Source organism: Mycobacterium sp. E796 (assembly GCF_001672815.1).
In the GTDB taxonomy this organism is placed as follows: Bacteria; Actinomycetota; Actinomycetes; order Mycobacteriales; family Mycobacteriaceae; genus Mycobacterium.
In genome coordinates this window covers 1-21,402 of the sequence record NZ_LZKK01000259.1, presented here as the reverse complement: position 1 = coordinate 21,402, position 21,402 = coordinate 1, and the positions used below count along the sequence as shown (strand labels likewise).

Genomic DNA, 21,402 nt, shown 5'->3' with positions numbered 1-21,402 from the left:
CCGAACCCCGAGAGCAAATGCGGTTGCTCCCATCAGGGACAATGGAGAACGTGACCCCCACCCAGCCGTCGCCGATCGCCCGCATTGACCTGCGCGGCGCGCAGCTGACGGCTGCTCGGCTGCGGGCGGCGCTACCGCGCGGCGGCGCCGACGTGGACAGCGTGCTGCCCACGGTGCGCCCCATCGTGGAGGCGGTCGCCGACGGCGGGGCCGAGGCGGCGCTGGACTACGGCGCCTCCTTCGACGGGGTGCGGCCCCCGGCCGTCCGGGTGCCCGCCGCGGCGCTCGACCAGGCACTGGCCGATTTGGCCCCCGCGGTAGCCGAGGCGCTGCGGGTGATGATCGAGCGCACCCGCGCCGTGCACGCCGACCAGCGCCGCGCCGACGTCACGACCACGCTCGGCCCCGGCGCGACGGTCACCGAGCGGTGGGTTCCCGTCGAGCGGGTCGGGTTGTACGTGCCCGGCGGCAACGCGGTGTACCCGTCCAGTGTGGTGATGAACGTGGTTCCGGCGCAGGCCGCCGGAGTCGGCTCCCTGGTGGTGGCCAGCCCGCCGCAGGCCGCCTCGCAAGGCCAGTTCCATGGCCTGCCCCACCCGACGATCCTGGCCGCGGCCCGGCTGCTCGGCGTCGACGAGGTGTGGGCCGTCGGCGGCGCCCAGGCCGTCGCCCTGCTCGCCTACGGCGGCACCGACACCGACGGTCGAGAGCTCGCGCCGGTCGACATGATCACCGGCCCCGGCAACATCTACGTCACCGCCGCCAAGCGGCTGTGCCGCTCCCGGGTGGGCATCGACGCGGAGGCGGGGCCGACGGAGATCGCCATCCTCGCCGACCACACCGCCGACCCCGCGCACGTGGCCGCCGACCTGATCAGCCAGGCCGAGCACGACGAGATGGCCGGCAGCGTGCTGGTGACCCCCAGCGAAAGCCTGGCCGCCGCCACCGACACCGAGCTGGCCGCCCAGCTGCAAACGACGGTGCACCGCGAACGGGTGACGGCCGCGCTCGGCGGGCCGCAGTCCGCGATCATCCTGGTCGACGACCTGGACGCCGGCGTCGAGGTGGTCAACGCCTACGCCGCCGAACACTTGGAGATCCAGACGGCCGACGCGGCAGCGGTCGCGGGCCGGATCCGTTCGGCCGGAGCCATTTTCGTCGGCCCGTACGCGCCGGTGAGCCTCGGCGACTACTGCGCCGGGTCCAACCACGTGCTGCCGACCGGCGGCAGCGCCCGCCACTCCAGCGGCCTGTCGGTGCAGACGTTCCTGCGCGGCATCCACGTCGTCGACTACACCGAGGCGGCGCTGAAGGACGTGTCCGGACATGTGGTCGCGCTGGCCGAGGCCGAGGACCTGCCGTCGCACGGCGAGGCGGTCCGGCGGAGGTTCGAGCGATGACCGAACGCAAAAACCCCACACTGGACGACCTGCCGCTGCGCGACGACCTGCGCGGCAAATCTCCTTACGGCGCACCGCAATTGGATGTTCCCGTGCGCCTGAACACCAACGAGAACCCACACCCGCCCACCAAGGCGCTGGTGGACGACGTGGTGCGGTCGGTGCGCGAGGCCGCGGTCGACCTGCACCGCTACCCCGACCGCGACGCGGTGGCACTGCGCCGCGACCTGGCCGCCTACCTCACCGCCCAGACCGGGACCCCGCTCGACGTCGAAAACCTCTGGGCCGCCAACGGTTCCAACGAGATCCTGCAACAGCTGCTGCAGGCGTTCGGCGGGCCGGGGCGCAGCGCGATCGGGTTCGTCCCGTCCTACTCGATGCACCCGATCATCGCCGACGGCACCCGCACCGAGTGGCTCGAGGCGGCGCGCGCCGACGACTTCAGTCTCGACGTGGACGCCGCGGTCGCCGCCGTCGCCGAACGACAACCCGACGTCGTTTTCGTCGCCAGCCCGAATAACCCGTCCGGGCAAAGTGTTTCGCTCAACGATCTGCGGCGGCTGCTCGACGTCGTGCCCGGCATCCTGATCCTCGACGAGGCCTACGGCGAGTTCTCCTCGCAACCCAGCGCGGTGGCGTTGGTCCGGGAGTATCCGACCAAGCTCGTCGTCACCCGCACCATGAGCAAGGCGTTCGCGTTCGCCGGCGGGCGGCTCGGGTACCTGATCGCCACACCGGCGATGATCGACGCGATGCTGCTGGTGCGGCTGCCGTATCACCTGTCGTCGGTCACCCAGGCCGCGGCCCGCGCCGCGCTGCGGCACGCCGACGACACCTTGGGCAGCGTCGCCACCCTGATCGCCGAACGGGAACGGGTCACAACGGCGTTGAGCGGCATGGGTTTTCGGGTCATCCCCAGCGATGCGAACTTCGTGCTGTTCGGCGAATTCGCCGACGCTCCGGCCACCTGGCAGCGCTACCTGGACGCCGGCGTGCTGATCCGCGACGTCGGCATCCCCGGCTACCTGCGCGCCACGACGGGCCTGGCCGAGGAGAACGACGCCTTCCTGCGGGCCAGCGCCCAGATCGCAGCCACGGAACTGGCCCCAGCCACCTCAGTAGGAGCCCCGTGAGCACCGAAGCACGCCGCGCGCGAATCGAACGGCGCACCAAGGAATCCGACATCGTCGTCGAGCTCGACCTCGACGGCACCGGACAGGTCGATGTCGACACCGGCGTGCCGTTCTACGACCACATGCTGACGGCGCTGGGCAGCCACGCCAGCTTCGACCTGACCGTGCGCACCAAGGGCGACACCGAGATCGAGGGCCACCACACCATCGAGGACACCGCCATCGCGCTGGGCCAGGCGCTCGGGCAGGCGCTGGGCGACAAGAAGGGCATCCGGCGCTTCGGGGACGCCTTCATCCCGATGGACGAGGCGCTGGCCCACGCCGCGGTCGACGTGTCCGGGCGTCCCTACTGCGTGCACACCGGCGAGCCGGATCACCTGCAGCACACCACGATCACCGGCAGCTCGGTGCCGTATCACACCGTCGTCAACCGGCACGTGTTCGAGACGCTGGCCTCCAACGCGCGCATCGCGCTACACGTGCGCGTCCTGTACGGCCGCGACCCGCACCACATCACCGAGGCCGAGTACAAGGCGGTGGCCCGCGCGCTGCGTCAGGCCGTCGAGCTCGATTCCCGGGTGTCGGGCGTGCCGTCCACCAAGGGTGTTCTGTGACGAAATCAATCGTGGTGCTCGACTATGGCTCGGGCAACCTGCGGTCGGCGCAACGCGCGCTGCAGCGGGTCGGCGCGTCGGTCGAGGTGACCGCCGACGCGGGCGCCGCGGCGGCCGCCGACGGGCTGGTGGTGCCGGGGGTCGGTGCCTTCGAGGCGTGCATGACGGGCCTGCGGAAGGTCGGGGGAGACCGCATCATCGCCGAGCGGGTGGCAGGCGGGCGCCCCGTGCTGGGCGTGTGCGTGGGCATGCAGATCCTGTTCGCCCGCGGGGTGGAATTCGGGGTCGAGACCAGGGGCTGCGGGCAGTGGCCGGGGGCCGTCACGCGGCTGGACGCCCCGGTGGTCCCGCACATGGGCTGGAACGTCGTGAAAGCCGCGCCCGGCAGCGTGCTGTTCAAGGGGCTGGACGCCCTGGCCCGGTTCTACTTCGTGCACTCCTACGCCGCGCAGCGCTGGGAGGGTTCGGACGAGGCGTTGCTGACGTGGGCGACGCACCAGGTGCCGTTCCTGGCCGCGGTCGAGGACGGGCCCCTGTCCGCCACCCAATTCCACCCGGAGAAGAGCGGCGACGCCGGAGCGGCCGTGCTGAGCAATTGGGTTGAGGGACTGTAAATGCCATTGATTCTGTTACCGGCCGTCGACGTGGTCGAGGGCCGTGCCGTGCGCCTGGTGCAAGGCAAGGCCGGCAGCGAAACCGAGTACGGCTCGGCGCTGGACGCCGCGCTGGGCTGGCAGCGCGACGGCGCCGAGTGGATCCATCTGGTCGACCTGGACGCCGCGTTCGGCCGCGGCTCCAACCGTGAGCTGCTCGCCGAGGTGGTGGGCAAGCTCGACGTGCAGGTGGAACTGTCCGGCGGGATCCGCGACGACGACTCGCTCGCCGCCGCGTTGGCCACCGGTTGCGCGCGGGTCAACCTCGGCACGGCCGCTTTGGAGAACCCGCAATGGTGCGCGCGGGCGATCGCCGAACACGGCGACAAGGTGGCCGTCGGGCTCGACGTGCAGATCGTTGACGGCCGGCATCGGCTGCGCGGGCGTGGTTGGGAGACCGACGGCGGCGACCTCTGGGAAGTGCTGGAACGCCTTGACGGCCAAGGGTGTTCGCGGTACGTGGTCACCGATGTCACCAAGGACGGAACCCTGGGCGGGCCCAACCTGGAGCTGCTGGGCGAGGTGGCCGACCGCACCGAGGCCCCGGTGATCGCGTCGGGCGGCGTGTCGAGCCTGGACGACCTGCGCGCCATCACCACGCTCACCGACCGCGGGGTCGAGGGCGCCATCGTGGGCAAGGCGCTGTACGCCGGGCGGTTCACCCTGCCGCAGGCCCTGGCCGCGGTGAGGGCGTAGCCGCATGGACCTCAACGCGATGGTGTCGCCCTTGGTCGACAAGGCGTCGGTCATCCTCGACGCCGCGGTGCCGCGCTTCCTCGAGGGCCACCGCGCCGATTCCGCGGTTGCCAAGAAGGGCAACGACTTCGCCACCGAGATCGACCTCGCGATCGAACGCCAGGTCGTCACCGCGCTGCAGGCCACCACGGGGATCGGCGTGCACGGCGAGGAATTCGGCGGCACCGACGTGGACTCGCCGTGGGTGTGGGTGCTGGATCCCGTCGACGGCACGTTCAATTACGCCGCCGGGTCGCCGATGGCCGCGATCCTGCTGGCCCTGCTCCACGACGGCGAGCCGGTCGCGGGCCTGACCTGGCTGCCGTTCGTCGGCGAGCGCTACACCGCCGTCGCGGGCGGCCCGCTGGTCAAAAACGGTGCGCCGCAACCATCTCTGGAAACCACGCAGCTCGCCGACAGCCTCCTCGCGGTCGGAACGTTCAGCGCCGACTCGCGCGGCCGGTTCCCGGGGCGCTACCGGATTGCCCTGCTGGAGAACCTGAGTCGGGTCTCGTCGCGGCTGCGCATGCACGGCTCCACCGGCATCGACCTCGTCTACGTCGCCGACGGAATACTCGGCGCGGCAATAAGTTTCGGCGGACACGTGTGGGATCACGCCGCCGGGGTGGCGCAGGTGAGGTCCGCCGGCGGCATCGTCACCGACCTGGCCGGCAAACCGTGGACGCCCGCATCCGACTCGGTGCTGGCCGCGGCGCCCGGCGCGCACGGCGAGGTCATCGAGATCCTGCGCGCCGTCGGCGATCCGGAGGACTACTGAGATGTATGCGGGTACCGGCCTTGCCGTGCGCGTGATCCCGTGCCTGGACGTCGACGCCGGCCGGGTGGTCAAGGGCGTCAACTTCGAAAACCTCCGCGACGCCGGCGATCCGGTCGAGCTGGCCGCGGCCTACGACGCCGAAGGCGCCGACGAGCTGACCTTCCTGGACGTGACGGCGTCGTCGTCGGGCAGGGCGACCATGCTCGACGTGGTGCGCCGCACCGCCGAGCAGGTGTTCATCCCGCTCACGGTCGGCGGCGGGGTGCGCACCGTGGCCGACGTCGACACGTTGCTGCGCGCGGGCGCCGACAAGGTTTCCGTCAACACCGCCGCGATCGCGCGGCCCGACCTGCTCGCCGAAATGGCAACGCAATTCGGTTCCCAGTGCATCGTGTTGTCCGTCGACGCCCGCAAGGTGCCCGCCGGATCGGCGCCGACGCCGTCGGGCTGGGAGGTCACCACCCACGGCGGGCGCCGCGGCACCGGCATCGACGCCGTGGAATGGGCGGCCCGCGGCGCCGAACTCGGGGTGGGGGAGATCCTGCTCAACTCGATGGACGCCGACGGCACCAAGGCGGGCTTCGACCTGCCGATGCTGCGCGCCGTCCGTGCGGCCGTCACGGTGCCGGTGATCGCCAGCGGCGGCGCCGGAGCGGTGGATCACTTCGCGCCCGCGGTCGCCGCCGGTGCGGATGCGGTCTTGGCGGCCAGCGTCTTTCACTTCCGCGAACTCACCATCGGGCAGGTGAAGGCCGCGATGGCGGCAGAACAGATCACGGTCCGATGACGCTCGACCCGAAGATCGCAGCGCGGCTGAAGCGCAACGCCGAAGGGCTCGTCACCGCCGTGGTGCAGGAGCGCGGCAGCGGCGACGTGCTCATGGTCGCCTGGATGGACGACGATGCGCTGGCCCGGACCCTGGAAACCCGTGAGGCCACGTACTATTCGCGATCCCGGGGCGAACAGTGGATCAAGGGGGCAACCTCGGGCCACACCCAGCACGTCCACTCGGTGCGCCTGGACTGCGACGGGGACACCGTGCTGCTGACCGTCGACCAGGTCGGCGCCGCCTGCCACACCGGCGATCACAGTTGCTTCGACGCCGACCAGCTGCTGGGGCCCCAGGACTGATCGGGCCTAGTGGCGATCGCAAACGCGGCGTAGCCGGGCGTTGCGGGTCGCCACCATCGACTCAGCTCGGCGCGACGTCCAACCCGGTGGCCGCGGCGATCGCGGCGCGCGCCCATTCGTGGCGGAACACGGCCGGCGCGATGCGATCACGGCGGATCATCTCCAAGTCGATGGCCTTTCCGGTGAGCGCCGCGTTGGGCACCCGGAAGGAAAACACTGTTTCACCGGTGGCCACCGCCAGGATGGCGTCGCTATCGGTGAAATGATTTGCGACCATGACGTTTTCGGCCCACTTGAACGGCTTGAGGCCGCCGAAGCTCGGCACGTACACCACCCACAGCCGGGTGCCGCGCCCGTTGTACAGGTTGGTGAGCGCGCGGTTCACCGCGTCGTGCTCGAGCGGGCCGAGCACGCCCGACTGATCGGTGATCTGGCCGGAGAGCTGGATCGGTGCCGGGGTTGCAGCGGCGTTGCCCGACGGCGCGGCCGACGCCGACGACGCGGCGGGGTTGTGCCGGTGGCTTCGGGTACCCAGGGCGCGAACCCCGAAGTAGGCGCCCACGGCGACCAGCGCGATTGCGACGAGCGCGGCGATCGCCACGACCGGCCCCCGCCCGCCTGCCCTGGGCGCAGGCGGCGGCGCGCTCTTCGGCTTCGGGATCACCGTGGTCGGCGCCGGAATGACCGTGGTGGGCCCGGCGGTCACCTCCGACGCGGCGGTGCCGACCTGGCTGCCCAGCGCCGCGGCGAAGTCGGCGCACGTCGGATAACGATCCTCGGGTTTCTTCGCCAGGGCCTTGGCGATGGCGCCGTCGAGGTCGGCAAGCTCGGGCCGGCGCTCGCTGATGTTCGGCGGCGGTGCGGACAGGTGCTGGGTGATGACCACCGCCGGGTTGGAGTGGCGAAACGGGGCGGACCCGGCCAGCAGGTCGAACGCCGTGCAGCCCAGCGCGTATTGGTCGGCCCGCCCGTCCACGTCGAGGCCCTGCAGCTGCTCGGGCGCGCAGTACGCGGTGGTGCCCACCAGCATGTTGGTCGCGGTCAGACCGCTGATGTCACCCAGCTCGCGGGCAATCCCGAAGTCGGCGAGCAGAACTCGCCGCCGCGGGCTTGCGTCGGTCAGCAGGATGTTGGCCGGCTTGACGTCGCGATGCAGCAGCCCGCGCGAATGGGCGTAGTCGAGCGCGTCCGCGACGGCCGAAATGATCTCGACCACATCGGCTTTCGGCATTCCGGACGGGTACCGGGTCCGCAGCAGCTTCGCCGCGTCGGTTCCCTCCACGTAGTCCATCGAGATCCACAGCTGCCCGTCGTATTCCCCGCGGTCGTGGATGCCGACGATGTGCTCGTTGTAGAGGCTCGCCGCCAGATCGGCCTCGCGGTTGAAGCGCTGCCGGAATTCGTCGTTCGCGGTCAGCTCGCTGGGCAGGATCTTCAGGGCGTCGCGGCGCGGCAGCCGCGGGTGCTGTGCCAGATACACCTGGCCCATTCCACCGGTCCCCAGACGCCGAATGATCGTGTACCCGGCGAAAACCTGCCCCTCCGTCAGGCCTGCGCTGCGGGCACCGCTTTCTGGCATGTGAGCATGGTACTGAGCTAGCGGACACGCAAAGCCGTAATCGCAAGGAGCTGCCAATGGTGTCGGCCCGACCCTCGCTGTACCGGCCCGCGCAGCCCCTGGCCGAGCACGTCGAGTTCTTCGGGCATTGGCGACACCGCGGGCCCACCTACCGAAGCCGGGCGCTGCCCCGCGGCGCGGTGACCATCGTCTTCGACGTCGGGCGGCGACAGCGCCTGGACTTCTACGCCGCCGACGGCCACACCCGTCTGAGCGTTCCGCCCGCCGTCGTAACCGGCCCGCACCGCGCGGCGTACGTCACCGACATCGCGGCCGACGAACCCGCCATGGCCGTGCACTTCCGGCCCGGGGGAGCGTTTCCGTTTCTCGGGGTCCCGCTCGGCGACCTGCAAGACGTCGCCGTGGGCCTCGACGACATCTGGGGGCGCAGCGGGCGCGAGCTGCACGAGCGGTTGCTCGCCGCCCCGTCGGTCGCCGCCCGGTTCGGCATCCTCGAAGACTTCTTGCTGTCGCGGGCCCGGTTCTCCGTGCGCCGCGACCCCGGCGTCGCCGCCGCGCTGGCGGCCGTCGAGGCCAACCCGTCGGTCCGGATGGCCGAACTGCGTCGGCTGACGGGGCTGTCGACCAAGCGGATGATCGCGCTGTTCCGGGCCGAGGTCGGGCTGGCGCCGAAGGCCTACGCGCGGGTGCGTCGCCTGCAGGCGGCGCTGCGCCAGCTCGGAGCCGGCACGGCGGGCGGTGCGAGCATCGCCGCGGAAACCGGCTATTTCGATCAGGCGCACTTGGTCCGCGAGTTCCGCGCGTTCACCGCGATGACGCCGACGCAATACGGTCGGCAGCCGCTCGTGCTGCCCAGCCACGTCCCCGCCGAGGGGCACAAAAATCCAATACCGCCGGCGCCGGCGACGCCATGATCGGGGTATGGACAACACCAGACAAGCGGTAGCGGCCACCGGGTTGCTCGCGGCGGCGGTGCGCGCCGAGGAAGCCGGGCGCGACGAGCCGCTCTTCACCGACCCGTTCGCCGAACGGCTGGCCGGCGACGACGGTCGGCGGTTGCTGGCCGACGCCGTCGCGGCGACCGGGCAGTCGCCGGCGGAGATCGCCATCCGCACACGCTTTTTCGACGAGGCGTTGCTCGACGCCCAGCGCGACGGCGCGTCGCAGGTGGTGATTCTGGCCGCGGGCATGGACGCCCGCGCATATCGCCTTCCGTGGCGGCCGGGCACGACCGTCTACGAGGTGGACCAGCCGCAGGTGATCGCGACCAAGGACGAGCGACTGACCGGTGCGACGCCCCGGTGCCGCCGCGTCGCGATCGGCATCGACCTGTCCGAGGACTGGCCGGAAGCGCTTGTCCACCAAGGGTATTCGTCGTCGGCGAAGACGGTGTGGCTGGTCGAGGGATTGCTTCAGTACATCGAGGCGCCGGCCGTCGACACCCTGTTCGCACGCATCGACGCGCTGTCGGCCCCGGGGCACGTGTTGCTCTACAACGTGATCGGCCAGACCCTGCTGGAGGCGCCGTTCCTGCAGTCGACGCAGGAATTCATGCGGCGGCTCGGCGCGCCTTGGGTGTTCGGCACCGACACGCCGGGCGCCCTCGTCGAGGGCCGCGGCTGGACCACCGTCGTCACCGACGTGGCCGACCCCGGGAGTCGGTGGCACCGCTGGGAGCACCCGGTCGTCCCGATGGAGGTGTCGGGCGTGCCGCGCGGCTACTTCGTGGCGGCGACCAAGTCATGAACCCGGTCTGACCCGGGCGCACCCGTCGGGCGCCGGCGCGCGTCATCGGCGAGAATGGCGGGCGATGCTGAAACGGCTGTCCTGGGTGTCCTGGACCACAGCGGTGCCGGTGATTGCCGTCTTCGTGCTGACCGCCACCTGGGGCGAGCACCTCGGGCCGGTGCTGATCGCACTGCAGGCCGTGCTGTTGATCGGGGCGGTGCTGGCGGCCGTCCAGCACGCGGAGGTGGTCGCGGCCCGCGTCGGCGAGCCGTTCGGGTCGTTGGTGCTCGCGGGCGCGGTGACGATCATCGAGGTGGCCCTCATCGTCGAGTTGATGGTGTCGGGCGGCAACGAGGCGGCCACGCTGGCCCGGGACACCGCGTTCGCCGCGTTCATGATCACCACCAACGGGATCGCGGGTTTGTCGCTGTCGTGGGGTTCCCGGCGCTACGGCGTGACGTTGTTCAACGCCGAGGGCAGTGGAGCCGCGTTGGCCACGCTCACGACGTTGGCGACGTTGACTCTCGCGCTGCCCGCGTTCACCATCAGCCATCCCGGCAAGGAATTCTCGCCGGGCCAGCTCATCTTCACGGCGGTCATCTCGCTGCTGTTGTACCTGCTGTTCGTGTTCACGCAGACCGTTCGGCATCGCGACTTCTTCCTGCCCGTCGCGCAGAAAGGCCAGAAGCGGCTTTTCGAGGAGGACGAGAACCACGCCGACCCGCCGAGCGCCCGGGCGGCGCTGGTCAGCATGGTGCTGCTGCTCGTCGCGCTGGTGGCGGTGGTGGGCCTGGCCGAACAGGAATCGCCGGCCGTCGAACGCCTGGTGACGGCGGCCGGGTTCCCGCAGTCGTTCGTCGGCGTGGTGATCGCGATGCTGGTGCTGCTGCCCGAGACGCTCGCGGCGGTGCGAGCGGCCCGCCGCGGTCGCATCCAGACCAGCCTCAATCTCGCCTACGGCTCCGCGATGGCCAGCATCGGGCTCACGATCCCCGCCATCGCGCTGGCGAGCATCTGGCTGAAGGGGCCGCTGGTGCTCGGCCTGGCGCCCACCCAGCTGGTGCTGCTGGCCCTGACCGTGGTGATCAGCATGCTGACCGTCGTGCCCGGCCGGGCCACCCGGCTGCAGGGCGAGGTGCACCTGGTGTTGCTCGCCGCCTACGTGTTCCTGGCGATCATCCCCTGATTAAGCACCGCGAGCAGACACAAAAGCCCCCGGACGCCCGGCGTGTCGGGGGGCTTTTGCGTCTGCTCGCCACAGGTAGGTTCGCTACGCCGAAGACCGCGCCCGCAGCGTCTGAAGCGCCTTGTCGGCGTGGGTGTCCATGCTGAATTCGCTGGCGATCACGTCGAGCACCGTGCGATCGGTGTCGATGACGAACGTGGTGCGCTTGACCGGCATCAGCTTGCCGAGCAGGCCGCGCTTGACGCCGAACTGAGCGGCGACCGTGCCCTCGGTGTCCGACAGCAGCGGGTAGTCGAACTTGCGCAGGTCGGCGAACTTGGCCTGCTTCTCGACGGGGTCGGCGCTGATGCCGACCCGGTTGGCGCCGACGGCGGCGAATTCGGAGGCCAGGTCGCGGAAGTGGCAGGCCTCCTTGGTGCAGCCGGGCGTCATCGCCGCGGGGTAGAAGAACAGCACGACGGGGCCGTCGGCTAGCAGGGCGCTCAGCTTGCGCGGCGTTCCTGTCTGGTCGGGGAGCTCGAAGTCGTCCACGGTGTCACCAGGTTTCATGCGCGTCACGCTACGCGTGCCGCGAGCGTAACGGCAGTGCGAAAAGCGGGCCCTGAAATCGCAGCCACGTTACGCTCGCGGGCCGCCGGCCCACGTCTGGGAAGATGGGTCGGTGCACGCCCACCTCGCCTCCGGCACCTCACGGGAGGAGTTCCGCCACCTCGCCGCGGAGCACCGTGTGGTCCCGGTGACCCGCAAGGTCTTGGCCGACAGTGAAACTCCGCTGTCGGCCTACCGCAAGCTCGCCGACAATCGACCCGGCACGTTCCTGCTGGAGTCCGCGGAAAACGGGCGATCCTGGTCGCGGTGGTCCTTCATCGGGGCGGGGGCGCCGTCGGCGCTGACCGTGCTCGACGGCGAAGCGGTTTGGCTGGGCGCGGTGCCGCAGGACGCGCCGACGGGCGGCGACCCGCTGCGGGCGCTACGCGCCACCCTCGAGCTGCTGGCCACCGCCGCCATGCCCGGGCTGCCGCCGCTGTCGGGCGGCATGGTCGGCTTCTTCGCCTACGACCTGGTGCGCCGGCTGGAACGCCTGCCCGAGCTGGCCGTCGACGACCTGCACCTACCCGACATGTTGCTGCTCCTGGCCACCGACATCGCGGCCGTGGACCACCACGAGGGCACCATCACGCTGATCGCCAACGCCGTGAACTGGAACGGCACCGACGAGCGCGTCGACGAGGCCTACGACGACGCGGTGGCCCGCCTCGACGTGATGACCGCCGCGCTGGGCCAGCCGCTGCCGTCGACCGTCGCCACGTTCGCCAGGCCCGAACCGCGCCACCGCTCGCAGCGCACGGTCGAGGAATACGGCAAGATCGTCGACTACCTCGTCGAGCAGATCGCGGCGGGCGAGGCGTTCCAGGTGGTTCCCTCGCAGCGTTTCGAGATGGACACCGACGTCGATCCCATCGACGTGTACCGGATGCTGCGGGCCACCAATCCGAGCCCATACATGTATCTGATGCACGTGCCCAATAGCGCTGGGGCAACGGACTTTTCGATCGTCGGGTCCAGCCCGGAGGCGCTGGTGACCGTCGCCGACGGCTGGGCCACCACGCACCCCATCGCCGGGACCCGCTGGCGCGGCGACACCGACGAAGAGGATCAGCTGCTGGAAAAGGAACTGCTGGCCGACGACAAGGAACGCGCCGAGCACCTGATGCTCGTCGACCTGGGCCGCAACGACCTCGGCCGGGTCTGCACCCCCGGCACCGTCCGCGTCGACGACTACAGCCACATCGAGCGCTACAGCCACGTCATGCACCTGGTGTCGACGGTCACCGGGATGCTCGGCGAGGGCCGCACCGCGCTGGACGCAGTGACGGCATGCTTCCCGGCCGGCACCCTCTCGGGCGCGCCCAAGGTGCGGGCGATGGAGCTCATCGAGGAGGTGGAGAAGACCCGCCGCGGCCTCTACGGCGGAGTGGTCGGTTACCTCGACTTCGCCGGTAATGCCGACTTCGCGATCGCCATCCGCACCGCGCTGATGCGCGACGGCACCGCGTACGTTCAGGCCGGCGGCGGGGTGGTGGCCGATTCCAACGGCCCCTACGAGTACACCGAGGCCTCCAACAAGGCGCGGGCGGTGCTCAACGCGATCGCGGCCGCCGAGACGCTGACGGCTCCGCCGTCGGGCCGCGATGGCTGATTCCCGCCGGGCCCGCCTCACGATCGTCATCGCCCAGCTGCTGCTGGTGGTGGCCGCGGGTGCGCTGTGGGTGGCCTCGCGGCTGCCGTGGGTGGTGATCCGCTCCTTCGACGGGCTGGGCCCCCCGAAACAGGTGACGTTGTCCGGCGGCTCCTGGTCGACGGCGCTGCTGCCGTTGGCGCTGCTGATGCTGGCCACCGCCGTCGCGGCGCTCGCGGTGCGGGGCTGGCCGCTGCGGATCCTGGCCGTGCTGCTGGCCGCGGCCAGCCTGGCGGTCGGCTACCTGGGGATCAGCCTGTGGGTGCTTCCGGAGGTGGCCGCGCGCGGCGCCGAGCTGGCGCATGTCCCGCTGATGTTCCTGGTCGGAAGCGAACGGCGGTACGTCGGCGCCGGGGTCGCGGTGGCCGCCGCCGTGTGCACGCTGATCGCGGCCGTCTTGTTGATGCGGTCCGGTGGGCTGCCGCGCGAGAAGGCAACGAAATACGCGGCGCCCGCGACCCGCCGATCGAATGCGCTACGCGAAACCGATCGCGGGGCGATGCTGGAGGGGCAGCAGCAGCCGGAGATGTCGGAGCGGATGATTTGGGATGCGCTTGACGAGGGACACGACCCGACCGATCGGGCCGGTGGGTCGGACAGCGAGGGTCGGTGATGAGCCGTGAGGCGACGGTCGCTACCCTTCATTGACGTCATCGAAATCGGCTGAGTAACCGAGTGACATTGGGATGGCAGTGGGAAGGGAACGACAGGCATGAGTCCGGCATCCGTGCTTGACTCCATCCTCGAGGGAGTCCGAGCCGACGTTGCCGCGCGCGAAGCCGTTGTCAGCCTGAGCGAGATCAAAGCGGCCGCCGCCGCGGCGCCACCGCCCTTGGACGTCATGGCAGCGTTGCGCGAGCCCGGTATCGGCGTCATCGCTGAGGTCAAGCGCGCCAGCCCGTCGGCGGGTTCGCTAGCGCCGATTGCCGATCCGGCCAAGCTGGCCCGGGCCTACGAAGACGGCGGCGCGCGCATCATCAGCGTCCTGACCGAGGAACGGCGTTTCAACGGCTCGCTCGACGACCTCGACGCGGTGCGCGCCGCGGTCTCAATTCCCGTGCTGCGCAAAGACTTTGTGGTGCAGCCCTATCAGATCCACGAGGCGCGTGCGCACGGCGCGGACATGCTGTTGCTCATCGTCGCCGCGCTGGAGCAGTCGGCGCTGGTGTCGATGCTCGACCGCACCGAATCGCTCGGTATGACCGCGCTCGTCGAGGTGCACACCGAGGAAGAGGCCGACCGGGCTTTGAAGGCGGGCGCCAACGTGATCGGCGTGAACGCGCGCGATCTCACGACGCTGAATGTGGATCGGGATTGCTTCGCGCGCATCGCTCCGGGGCTGCCGAGCAACGTGATCAGGATCGCCGAATCCGGCGTCCGCGGCACCGCGGACCTGCTTGCCTACGCCGGCGCCGGCGCCGACGCCGTGCTGGTCGGTGAAGGTCTGGTCAAGGCCGGTGACCCCCGCGCGGCGGTCGCCGATCTGGTCACCGCAGGCACCCACCCGTCCTGCCCGAAACCGTCTCGCTAGGACGCCGATGAGCCGTCCCCGCGTCGAGAATTGGTGATGGTAGACCTGTCCCGCCCGGAGCTTCCGCTTTCGAGTGCGGCCATCGCCGAACCCACCCGCCACGACCCCGATCCGGGTGGTCATTTCGGCGTGTACGGCGGCCGCTACGTCGCCGAGGCGCTGATGGCGGTGATCGAGGAAGTCACCGCCGCCTACGAAAAGGAACGCGTCAACCCCGACTTCCTGGACAAACTCGACGACCTGCAGGCCAACTATGCGGGCCGGCCTTCGCCGCTGTACGAGGCCACCCGGCTGTCCGAGCACGCCGGGTCGGCGCGGATCTTCCTCAAGCGAGAAGACTTGAACCACACCGGTTCTCACAAGATCAACAATGTGCTGGGCCAGGCTCTGCTGGCCAAGAGGATGGGCAAGACCCGGGTGATCGCCGAGACGGGCGCCGGCCAGCACGGCGTGGCCACCGCCACCGCGTGCGCATTGCTCGGGCTGGACTGCGTGGTCTACATGGGCGCCGTCGACACCGCGCGCCAGGCGCTCAACGTGGCGCGGATGCGGCTGCTGGGCACCGAGGTGGTCTCCGTCGACAGCGGCTCGCAAACGCTCAAGGACGCCATCAACGAGGCGTTCCGCGACTGGGTCACCAACGCCGACAACACCTACTACTGCTTCGGCACCGCCGCCGGCCCACACCCGTTCCCGACCATGGTCCGCGACTTTCAGCGCGTCATCGGCCTGGAGGCCCGCGCTCAGATCCAGGCGCAGGCCGGCCGGTTACCCGACGCGGTCACCGCGTGCATCGGCGGCGGATCCAACGCCATCGGGATCTTCCACGCCTTCATCGACGATCCCGGCGTGCGGCTCGTCGGGTTCGAGGCGGCCGGGGACGGCGTCGAGACCGGCCGGCACGCGGCGACGTTCACCGGCGGTTCCCCGGGGGCATTCCAGGGGTCGTACTCCTACCTGCTGCAGGACGAGGACGGCCAGACCATCGAATCCCATTCGATCTCAGCCGGTCTGGACTACCCGGGCGTGGGCCCCGAACACGCGTGGCTAAGGGAGACGGGACGCGCCGAATACCGGCCCATCACCGACGCCGAGGCGATGGACGCATTCCGGCTGCTGTGCCGCACCGAGGGCATCATCCCCGCCATCGAATCCGCGCACGCGGTGGCCGGCGCCGTCAAGCTCGGCGCCGAGCTCGGTAAGGGTGCGGTCATCGTCGTGAACCTGTCGGGGCGCGGCGACAAGGACGTCGAGACGGCCGCGAAGTGGTTCGGTCTGTTGGGGTCCGGCGAAAAGTGACGGTCGAACAGAGCCAAGCAAGCCGGCTGGGGCCGACCTTCGATGCCTGCCGTAAGGACAATCGCGCGGCGCTGATCGGTTACCTGCCCACCGGTTACCCCGACGTGCCCACTTCGTTGGAAGCGATGATCGCCCTCGTCGAATCCGGTTGCGACATCATCGAAGTCGGCGTGCCGTATTCGGATCCCGGGATGGACGGCCCCACCATCGCCCGGGCCACCGAGGCAGCGCTGCACGGGGGAGTGCGGGTCCGCGACACGCTGGCCGCCGTCGAGGCGATCAGCACGGCCGGCGGGCGTGCGGTGGTGATGACGTACTGGAACCCGGTGCTGCGCTACGGCGTTGACGCGTTCGCACGCGACCTGGCTGGGGCGGGCGGGCACGGCCTGATCACCCCCGACCTCATTCCCGACGAAGCCGGGCAGTGGCTGGCGGCGTCCGAAGAGCATCGGTTGGATCGCATTTTCCTGGTGGCGCCGTCCTCGACCCCGCAGCGGTTGGTCACGACGGTCGAGGCGTCGCGGGGGTTTGTCTACGCCGCTTCGACCATGGGGGTGACGGGCGCGCGTGACGCGGTGTCGCAGGCGGCGCCCGAATTGGTGCGCCGGGTCAAGGAGGTGTCCGACATTCCCGTCGGCGTCGGCCTCGGGGTGCGTTCCCGGGAGCAGGCCGCCCAAATCGGCAGCTACGCCGACGGCGTGATCGTCGGCTCGGCGTTGGTGTCGGCGCTGGGAGACGGCGGATTGCCCGCGTTGCGCGCGCTGACGGCGGAGCTGGCCGCCGGTGTGCGGCTCAGGGCGGGCGCCTCGTGACGCACCTGCTCGCCTACATCCCCAGCCCGCCGCAGGGCGTGTGGCACCTGGGGCCGTTGCCCATTCGCGCCTATGCCCTGTTCATCATCGCCGGCATCGTGGCGGCACTGATGATCGGCGACCGGCGCTGGGAGGCACGCGGCGGGCAGCGCGGCGTAATCTACGACATCGCGCTGTGGGCCGTGCCGTTCGGCTTGGTGGGCGGCAGGCTCTATCACCTGGCCACCGACTGGCGGACCTATTGGGGTCCCGGTGGCGCCGGTTCCATGGCAGCGCTGCGCATCTGGGACGGCGGCCTGGGCATCTGGGGCGCGGTGGCCCTGGGCGCCGTCGGTGCGTGGATCGGCTGCCGGCGTCACGGAATTCCGTTGCCGGCCTTCGGCGACGCTATTGCGCCGGGAATCATATTGGCGCAGGCGATCGGTCGGCTGGGAAACTACTTCAACCAAGAGCTCTACGGCCGGGACACCACGCTGCCGTGGGGTTTGGAGATCTTCTACCGGCGTGACCCTTCCGGATACGTCGACCCGCATTCGCTCGATGGCGTCTCGACGGGTCAGGTCGCGCTCGTCGTGCAACCGACGTTCCTGTACGAATTGCTCTGGAACCTGTTGGTTTTCGTCGCATTGATCTACATCGACCGGCGGTTCAACTTCGGCCATGGGCGGCTCTTCGCGCTTTACGTCGCCGCCTACTGTGTCGGGCGCTTTGGCGTCGAGCTGCTGCGCAACGACACGGCCACACAGATCGCCGGGATCCGGATCAACGTCTTCACAGCGACTTTCGTATTCATCGGGGCCGTCGTATACATCATTCTGGCGCCCAAAGGCCGCGAGGACCCCGCGACCCTGCACGGCACCGATTACGGCGACGAGGAAGCACCACCAGAACCCAAGGCAGAATCTAAGCCAGAAGCCCGGCCGGAAGTCGAGCCCGAACTCGAGCCGATAACCGGCGTTCGGGTGCTGGCGGCGGCCGGAGTGGCCGGGGTCGTCGGGGCGGCGAAGGCGACGAAACGGCTGATACCCCGGAGGCGGTCGAGTCCGATGGTGGCCGACGAGGCAGAAGCCGACGAGGCCGAGACCGTGAAAGCCGAGGCCGCCGAACCGACGGTCGATGAGCCGGCAACCGTCGAGGCCGAAGTAGCGGAGACCGAAGCAACGGAGCCCGAGGCCGCGGAGACCGAAGCCGACGCGGCCGAGGCCGAAGAGTCCGAAACTGCCGAGGCCGAGGTCGCGGAGTCGGAGGTCGAGGAGCCGGAAGCCGACGAGCCCGAAACCCCGGAGGCTGAGACCGCGGAGGCCGAGGCAGTAGCCGAAGAAGCCGAGGCCGAAGAGTCCGAAAGTGCCGAGGCCGAGGCCGACGTCGAGGAGCCCGAGACCGCTGAGGCCGAGGCCGAAGAGTCTGACGAGGCGGAGGTCGCGGACGCGGAGGCCGCCGTGGCCGAAGCCGTCGAAAGTGAATCCGCGGAGTCCGAGGCCGCGGAGGATGAGGCCGTCGCGACCGAGGCCGCGGACGCCGAAGTCGAGGAGCCCGAGGCCGAGGAGCTCGAGCCGGAGGCCGGGGAGGAACCCCAGGCCGAGGAGGAACCGGAACCCGAGGAATCGGAGGCCGACAAGCCCGAAGCCGAAGAGCCGCAAGATGATTCGGAGTCGGCGGAGCCGGACGAGCCCGCGGAGGTCGCCGATGAGCAGCAGGCCGAGCCCGAGACGGCGCCGACGAAATCCCCGCCGATGACACCGGCTCAACCAGGCGGCGACTGAGCTTTCGGCTGAGGAGCCGACGCCGCGGCTGACGGCCAAAACTCTTCGGCGGGCGGGCACCGGATCTGGCATGCTGAAAACGTGACTGACCAGCCGTGGAACGACGCCACCCCGTCGGGCCCGCCGCCGCAGCAGCCGGGATATCAGCCCGGATATCCGCCGCAGTACCCGCAATATCCCGCGGCTGGCCCTTACTACGACCCGTCGGCGCCGTTTGGCCGGCATCCGGTGACGGGGCAACCGTTTTCGGACAAATCGAAAACCGTCGCGGGCCTGCTGCAGCTGCTCAGCCTGCTCGGCATCGGCGGGATCGGCCGCTTCTACATCGGTGACATCGGGATCGGCGTCGCACAGCTGCTGGTGGGCTGGCTCACCTGTGGAATCGGACTGATCTGGCCCATCGTCGACGCGATTCTGATGTTGACCGGCAACGTCCCCGACTCACAGGGACGCCCCCTGCGCGATGGCACCTAGTCCTTCGCGCACGCCGGGGCGCACGCATCGTCATCGCACCGCCACGGCGGCGGGGACCGGCGTGTTGCTGGCCGGCGCGCTCGGCTACGTCGGCCTGGTCGACCCGCACAACGTGAATTCGGTGTATCCGCTATGCCCGTTCAAATGGCTCACCGGCTGGAATTGTCCCCTCTGCGGTGGCCTGCGCATGACGCACGACCTGCTGCACGGTGACCTGATGGCCACCATCAACGACAACGTCTTCCTGTTGTTCGGTATCCCGATGCTGGCCGGATGGATCCTGCTTCGCCGCCGCAACGGCCGGCCGGCCCTGCCGATCCCCGCGGTGGTGACCGTCGTGGTCGCGGCGATCGCCTGGACGGTACTGCGCAATCTTCCGGGTTTCCCGTTGGTGCCGACCGTGCTCAGCGGGTAGCCGCAATCCGTCGGGTGGGTTAACTCGGGCTGCGAGCGCCTCGCACGACTATGCTGGGTCGCCGTGAGTAGACGCGGGAAGATCGTCTGCACCCTTGGCCCTGCAACCAACTCTGACGAGCTGATTCTGGCGCTGGTGGAGGCCGGAATGGACGTCGCCCGAATGAACTTCAGCCACGGCGATTACGCCGATCACAAGGCCGCCTATGACCGCGTGCGGGCCGCCTCGGACACCACCGGCCGCGCCGTCGGCGTGCTCGCCGACCTGCAGGGCCCCAAGATCAGGCTCGGGCGCTTCGCGACGGGGTCGACGTTCTGGGCCGACGGGGAAACGGTCCGCATCACCGTCGCCGACTGCGAGGGCACCCACGACCGGGTCTCGACCACCTACAAGAGGTTGGCCAAGGACGCGGCGGTCGGTGACCGCGTCCTGATCGACGACGGCAAGGTTGGGCTCGTCGTCGACGCCATCGACGGCGACGACGTCGTCTGCACCGTCGTCGAGGGCGGCCCGGTCAGCAACAACAAGGGGATGTCGCTGCCCGGCATGAACGTCTCCGCCCCCGCCCTGTCCGACAAGGACATCGAGGATCTGACCTTCGCGCTGAACCTGGGCGTCGACCTGGTCGCGCTGTCGTTCGTGCGCTCGCCGTCCGACGTCGAGCTGGTGCACGAGGTGATGGATCAGATCGGGCGGCGGGTACCGGTGATCGCCAAGCTGGAGAAGCCCGAGGCCGTCGACAACCTGGAAGCCATCGTGCTGGCTTTCGACGCCATCATGGTGGCCCGCGGCGACCTGGGCGTCGAGCTGCCGCTGGAAGAGGTGCCGCTGGTGCAGAAGCGGGCCATCCAGATCGCCAGGGAGAACGCCAAACCGGTCATCGTGGCGACCCAGATGCTGGACTCGATGATCGAAAGCTCGCGCCCCACCCGCGCCGAGGCGTCCGACGTCGCCAACGCCGTGCTCGACGGCGCCGACGCGGTGATGCTGTCCGGTGAGACGTCGGTGGGCAAGTATCCGTTGGCGGCGGTCCGCACGATGGCGCGCATCATCTGCGCGGTGGAGGAGAATTCCACCGCCGCCCCGCCGTTGGCGCACGTGCCGCGCACCAAGCGGGGTGTGATCTCCTACGCCGCCCGCGACATCGGCGAGCGCCTGGACGCCAAGGCGCTGGTCGCGTTCACCCAATCGGGCGACACCGTCAAGCGGCTGGCGCGGCTGCATACCCCGCTGCCGCTGCTCGCCTTCACGGCGTGGCCCGAGGTGCGCAGCCAACTCGCGATGACCTGGGGTACCGAGACGTTCATCGTCCCGATGATGACATCGACCGACGGCATGATCCGCCAGGTCGACAAGTCGCTGCTCGAGCTCGGTCGCTACAAGCGCGGTGACCTGGTGGTCATCGTCGCGGGCGCGCCGCCGGGCACAGTAGGCTCGACCAACCTGATCCATGTGCACCGGATCGGGGAGGACGACGTCTAAGGAGCTGAGGAGTGCCCGTGCCGGCTGGCAACGATTTCGAGGAACTGCTAGCCCTGCTCGATCTGAACTGCATCTCCGAAAATCAGTTCGTCGGCTCCCATCCCAGCAAGAACCCGATGCGCACGTTCGGCGGCCAGCTCATGGCGCAGTCGTTCGTCGCCAGCAGCCGCACGCTGGCCCAGGACGACCTGCCGCCCAGCGCGCTTTCGGTGCACTTCATCAACGGGGGCGACATCACGAAGGACATCGAATTCCACGTGACGCGCCTGCGCGACGAGCGGCGCTTCGCCAACCGGCGCGTCGACGCCGTGCAGGACGGGATTCTGTTGTCCACGGCGCTGATCTCCTACATGTCGGGCGGCCCCGGCCTCGAGCACGGCGTCGACCCGCCGCAGGTCGCCTCGCCGCACGCGCAGCCGTCGCTCGCCGAGCTGTTGCGCGGCTACGAAA

At 70.0% G+C, this 21,402-nt stretch carries 23 protein-coding genes; 21 read left to right on the top strand and 2 right to left on the bottom strand.

Annotated elements, in window-relative coordinates:
* The first annotated feature begins 41 nt into the window (after positions 1-41).
* Genes hisD through hisI form a run of 8 tightly spaced genes read left to right on the top strand, consistent with a single transcriptional unit; the run spans position 42 to position 6,444 of the window.
* Positions 42-1,400, top strand: a complete 1,359-nt coding sequence (gene hisD, locus A5706_RS19790; RefSeq protein ID WP_068134086.1) for a histidinol dehydrogenase — start codon at positions 42-44, stop codon at positions 1,398-1,400.
* A complete protein-coding gene (locus A5706_RS19785; protein WP_068134082.1) occupies positions 1,397-2,533 on the top strand; it encodes a histidinol-phosphate transaminase in 1,137 nt (378 codons plus the stop codon). The genes hisD and A5706_RS19785 overlap by 4 nt, the downstream gene beginning before the upstream one ends.
* The gene (hisB, locus tag A5706_RS19780) at positions 2,530-3,147 is read left to right on the top strand and encodes an imidazoleglycerol-phosphate dehydratase HisB (RefSeq protein WP_068134078.1); all 618 of its coding nucleotides are present in this window, start codon (positions 2,530-2,532) and stop codon (positions 3,145-3,147) included. The genes A5706_RS19785 and hisB overlap by 4 nt, the downstream gene beginning before the upstream one ends.
* On the top strand, positions 3,144-3,761 hold the full coding sequence (gene hisH, locus A5706_RS19775) for an imidazole glycerol phosphate synthase subunit HisH (RefSeq protein ID WP_068134072.1): 618 nt from the start codon (positions 3,144-3,146) through the stop codon (positions 3,759-3,761). The genes hisB and hisH overlap by 4 nt, the downstream gene beginning before the upstream one ends.
* A complete protein-coding gene (priA, locus tag A5706_RS19770; protein ID WP_068134069.1) occupies positions 3,762-4,496 on the top strand; it encodes a bifunctional 1-(5-phosphoribosyl)-5-((5-phosphoribosylamino)methylideneamino)imidazole-4-carboxamide isomerase/phosphoribosylanthranilate isomerase PriA in 735 nt (244 codons plus the stop codon). It abuts the gene before it with no gap.
* A 4-nt stretch (positions 4,497-4,500) separates the two neighbouring features.
* Positions 4,501-5,313 carry an inositol monophosphatase gene (locus tag A5706_RS19765; protein ID WP_068134066.1) on the top strand — a complete coding sequence of 271 codons (813 nt, stop codon included), beginning with the start codon at positions 4,501-4,503 and terminating at the stop codon, positions 5,311-5,313.
* Position 5,314: 1 nt separating this feature from the next.
* Positions 5,315-6,100 (top strand): imidazole glycerol phosphate synthase subunit HisF, encoded by a 786-nt coding sequence (gene hisF / locus A5706_RS19760; protein WP_068134064.1) that lies wholly within the window; start codon positions 5,315-5,317, stop codon positions 6,098-6,100.
* Positions 6,097-6,444, top strand: coding sequence for a phosphoribosyl-AMP cyclohydrolase (gene hisI / locus A5706_RS19755; RefSeq protein ID WP_068134061.1), 348 nt, complete (start codon positions 6,097-6,099; stop codon positions 6,442-6,444). The genes hisF and hisI overlap by 4 nt, the downstream gene beginning before the upstream one ends.
* 61 nt (positions 6,445-6,505) lie before the next feature.
* Here hisI and A5706_RS19750 read toward each other — a convergent pair whose 3' ends face one another.
* The gene (locus A5706_RS19750; RefSeq protein ID WP_068134059.1) at positions 6,506-8,023 is read right to left on the bottom strand and encodes a serine/threonine-protein kinase; all 1,518 of its coding nucleotides are present in this window, start codon (positions 8,021-8,023) and stop codon (positions 6,506-6,508) included.
* A 56-nt stretch (positions 8,024-8,079) separates the two neighbouring features.
* Between A5706_RS19750 and A5706_RS19745 the strand changes: the two genes are divergently transcribed.
* The 3 genes from A5706_RS19745 (at position 8,080) to A5706_RS19735 (ending at position 10,937) form a co-directional block, all read left to right on the top strand.
* Positions 8,080-8,937, top strand: a complete 858-nt coding sequence (locus A5706_RS19745) for a helix-turn-helix domain-containing protein (RefSeq protein ID WP_369831914.1) — start codon at positions 8,080-8,082, stop codon at positions 8,935-8,937.
* A 7-nt stretch (positions 8,938-8,944) separates the two neighbouring features.
* Complete coding sequence (locus tag A5706_RS19740; RefSeq protein WP_068134057.1) at positions 8,945-9,769, top strand: SAM-dependent methyltransferase; 825 nt, start codon at positions 8,945-8,947, stop codon at positions 9,767-9,769.
* 64 nt (positions 9,770-9,833) lie between these two features.
* A complete protein-coding gene (locus A5706_RS19735) occupies positions 9,834-10,937 on the top strand; it encodes a calcium:proton antiporter (RefSeq protein ID WP_068134054.1) in 1,104 nt (367 codons plus the stop codon).
* 84 nt (positions 10,938-11,021) lie between these two features.
* Here A5706_RS19735 and A5706_RS19730 read toward each other — a convergent pair whose 3' ends face one another.
* Positions 11,022-11,486, bottom strand: coding sequence for a peroxiredoxin (locus A5706_RS19730; protein WP_068134052.1), 465 nt, complete (start codon positions 11,484-11,486; stop codon positions 11,022-11,024).
* Positions 11,487-11,598: 112 nt separating this feature from the next.
* Here A5706_RS19730 and A5706_RS19725 point away from each other — a divergent pair, with 112 nt between their 5' ends.
* The 10 genes from A5706_RS19725 to A5706_RS19680 all read left to right on the top strand — a co-directional run.
* Positions 11,599-13,137 (top strand): anthranilate synthase component I, encoded by a 1,539-nt coding sequence (locus tag A5706_RS19725; RefSeq protein WP_068134048.1) that lies wholly within the window; start codon positions 11,599-11,601, stop codon positions 13,135-13,137.
* On the top strand, positions 13,130-13,789 hold the full coding sequence (locus A5706_RS19720; protein ID WP_068134045.1) for a TIGR02234 family membrane protein: 660 nt from the start codon (positions 13,130-13,132) through the stop codon (positions 13,787-13,789). The genes A5706_RS19725 and A5706_RS19720 overlap by 8 nt, the downstream gene beginning before the upstream one ends.
* A gap of 99 nt (positions 13,790-13,888) precedes the next feature.
* A complete protein-coding gene (gene trpC, locus A5706_RS19715; protein WP_068134042.1) occupies positions 13,889-14,707 on the top strand; it encodes an indole-3-glycerol phosphate synthase TrpC in 819 nt (272 codons plus the stop codon).
* 33 nt (positions 14,708-14,740) lie between these two features.
* Positions 14,741-16,006, top strand: a complete 1,266-nt coding sequence (trpB, locus tag A5706_RS19710; protein ID WP_197517894.1) for a tryptophan synthase subunit beta — start codon at positions 14,741-14,743, stop codon at positions 16,004-16,006.
* Positions 16,003-16,818 carry a tryptophan synthase subunit alpha gene (gene trpA / locus A5706_RS19705; RefSeq protein WP_068134038.1) on the top strand — a complete coding sequence of 272 codons (816 nt, stop codon included), beginning with the start codon at positions 16,003-16,005 and terminating at the stop codon, positions 16,816-16,818. Before trpB ends, trpA begins: the two co-directional genes overlap by 4 nt.
* Complete coding sequence (locus tag A5706_RS19700) at positions 16,815-18,581, top strand: prolipoprotein diacylglyceryl transferase (protein WP_068134035.1); 1,767 nt, start codon at positions 16,815-16,817, stop codon at positions 18,579-18,581. Before trpA ends, A5706_RS19700 begins: the two co-directional genes overlap by 4 nt.
* An 81-nt stretch (positions 18,582-18,662) precedes the next feature.
* The gene (locus A5706_RS19695) at positions 18,663-19,055 is read left to right on the top strand and encodes a TM2 domain-containing protein (RefSeq protein WP_068134033.1); all 393 of its coding nucleotides are present in this window, start codon (positions 18,663-18,665) and stop codon (positions 19,053-19,055) included.
* Positions 19,045-19,470: a DUF2752 domain-containing protein gene (locus A5706_RS19690; RefSeq protein WP_068134028.1), complete on the top strand. Its 426-nt coding sequence runs from the start codon at positions 19,045-19,047 to the stop codon at positions 19,468-19,470. Before A5706_RS19695 ends, A5706_RS19690 begins: the two co-directional genes overlap by 11 nt.
* Before the next feature lie 63 nt (positions 19,471-19,533).
* Positions 19,534-20,952, top strand: a complete 1,419-nt coding sequence (pyk, locus tag A5706_RS19685) for a pyruvate kinase (RefSeq protein ID WP_068134023.1) — start codon at positions 19,534-19,536, stop codon at positions 20,950-20,952.
* An 11-nt stretch (positions 20,953-20,963) separates the two neighbouring features.
* Positions 20,964-21,402 (top strand): acyl-CoA thioesterase II (locus A5706_RS19680; RefSeq protein ID WP_231985362.1); only part of this gene is annotated, 439 nt, incomplete at its 3' end.

Bases quoted from the DNA above. Each gene is read 5' to 3' on its own strand.
- trpC (WP_068134042.1), top strand. From the start codon at position 13,889: ATGAGTCCGGCATCCGTGCTTGACTCCATCCTCGAGGGAGTCCGAGCC.
- hisF (WP_068134064.1), top strand. From the start codon at position 5,315: ATGTATGCGGGTACCGGCCTTGCCGTGCGCGTGATCCCGTGCCTGGAC.
- A5706_RS19730 (WP_068134052.1), bottom strand. From the start codon at position 11,486: ATGAAACCTGGTGACACCGTGGACGACTTCGAGCTCCCCGACCAGACA.
- A5706_RS19740 (WP_068134057.1), top strand. From the start codon at position 8,945: ATGGACAACACCAGACAAGCGGTAGCGGCCACCGGGTTGCTCGCGGCG.
- A5706_RS19750 (WP_068134059.1), bottom strand. From the start codon at position 8,023: ATGCCAGAAAGCGGTGCCCGCAGCGCAGGCCTGACGGAGGGGCAGGTT.
- A5706_RS19745 (WP_369831914.1), top strand. From the start codon at position 8,080: ATGGTGTCGGCCCGACCCTCGCTGTACCGGCCCGCGCAGCCCCTGGCC.
- A5706_RS19690 (WP_068134028.1), top strand. From the start codon at position 19,045: ATGGCACCTAGTCCTTCGCGCACGCCGGGGCGCACGCATCGTCATCGC.
- A5706_RS19720 (WP_068134045.1), top strand. From the start codon at position 13,130: ATGGCTGATTCCCGCCGGGCCCGCCTCACGATCGTCATCGCCCAGCTG.
- A5706_RS19735 (WP_068134054.1), top strand. From the start codon at position 9,834: ATGCTGAAACGGCTGTCCTGGGTGTCCTGGACCACAGCGGTGCCGGTG.
- priA (WP_068134069.1), top strand. From the start codon at position 3,762: ATGCCATTGATTCTGTTACCGGCCGTCGACGTGGTCGAGGGCCGTGCC.
- hisD (WP_068134086.1), top strand. From the start codon at position 42: ATGGAGAACGTGACCCCCACCCAGCCGTCGCCGATCGCCCGCATTGAC.
- hisI (WP_068134061.1), top strand. From the start codon at position 6,097: ATGACGCTCGACCCGAAGATCGCAGCGCGGCTGAAGCGCAACGCCGAA.
- A5706_RS19785 (WP_068134082.1), top strand. From the start codon at position 1,397: ATGACCGAACGCAAAAACCCCACACTGGACGACCTGCCGCTGCGCGAC.
- A5706_RS19765 (WP_068134066.1), top strand. From the start codon at position 4,501: ATGGACCTCAACGCGATGGTGTCGCCCTTGGTCGACAAGGCGTCGGTC.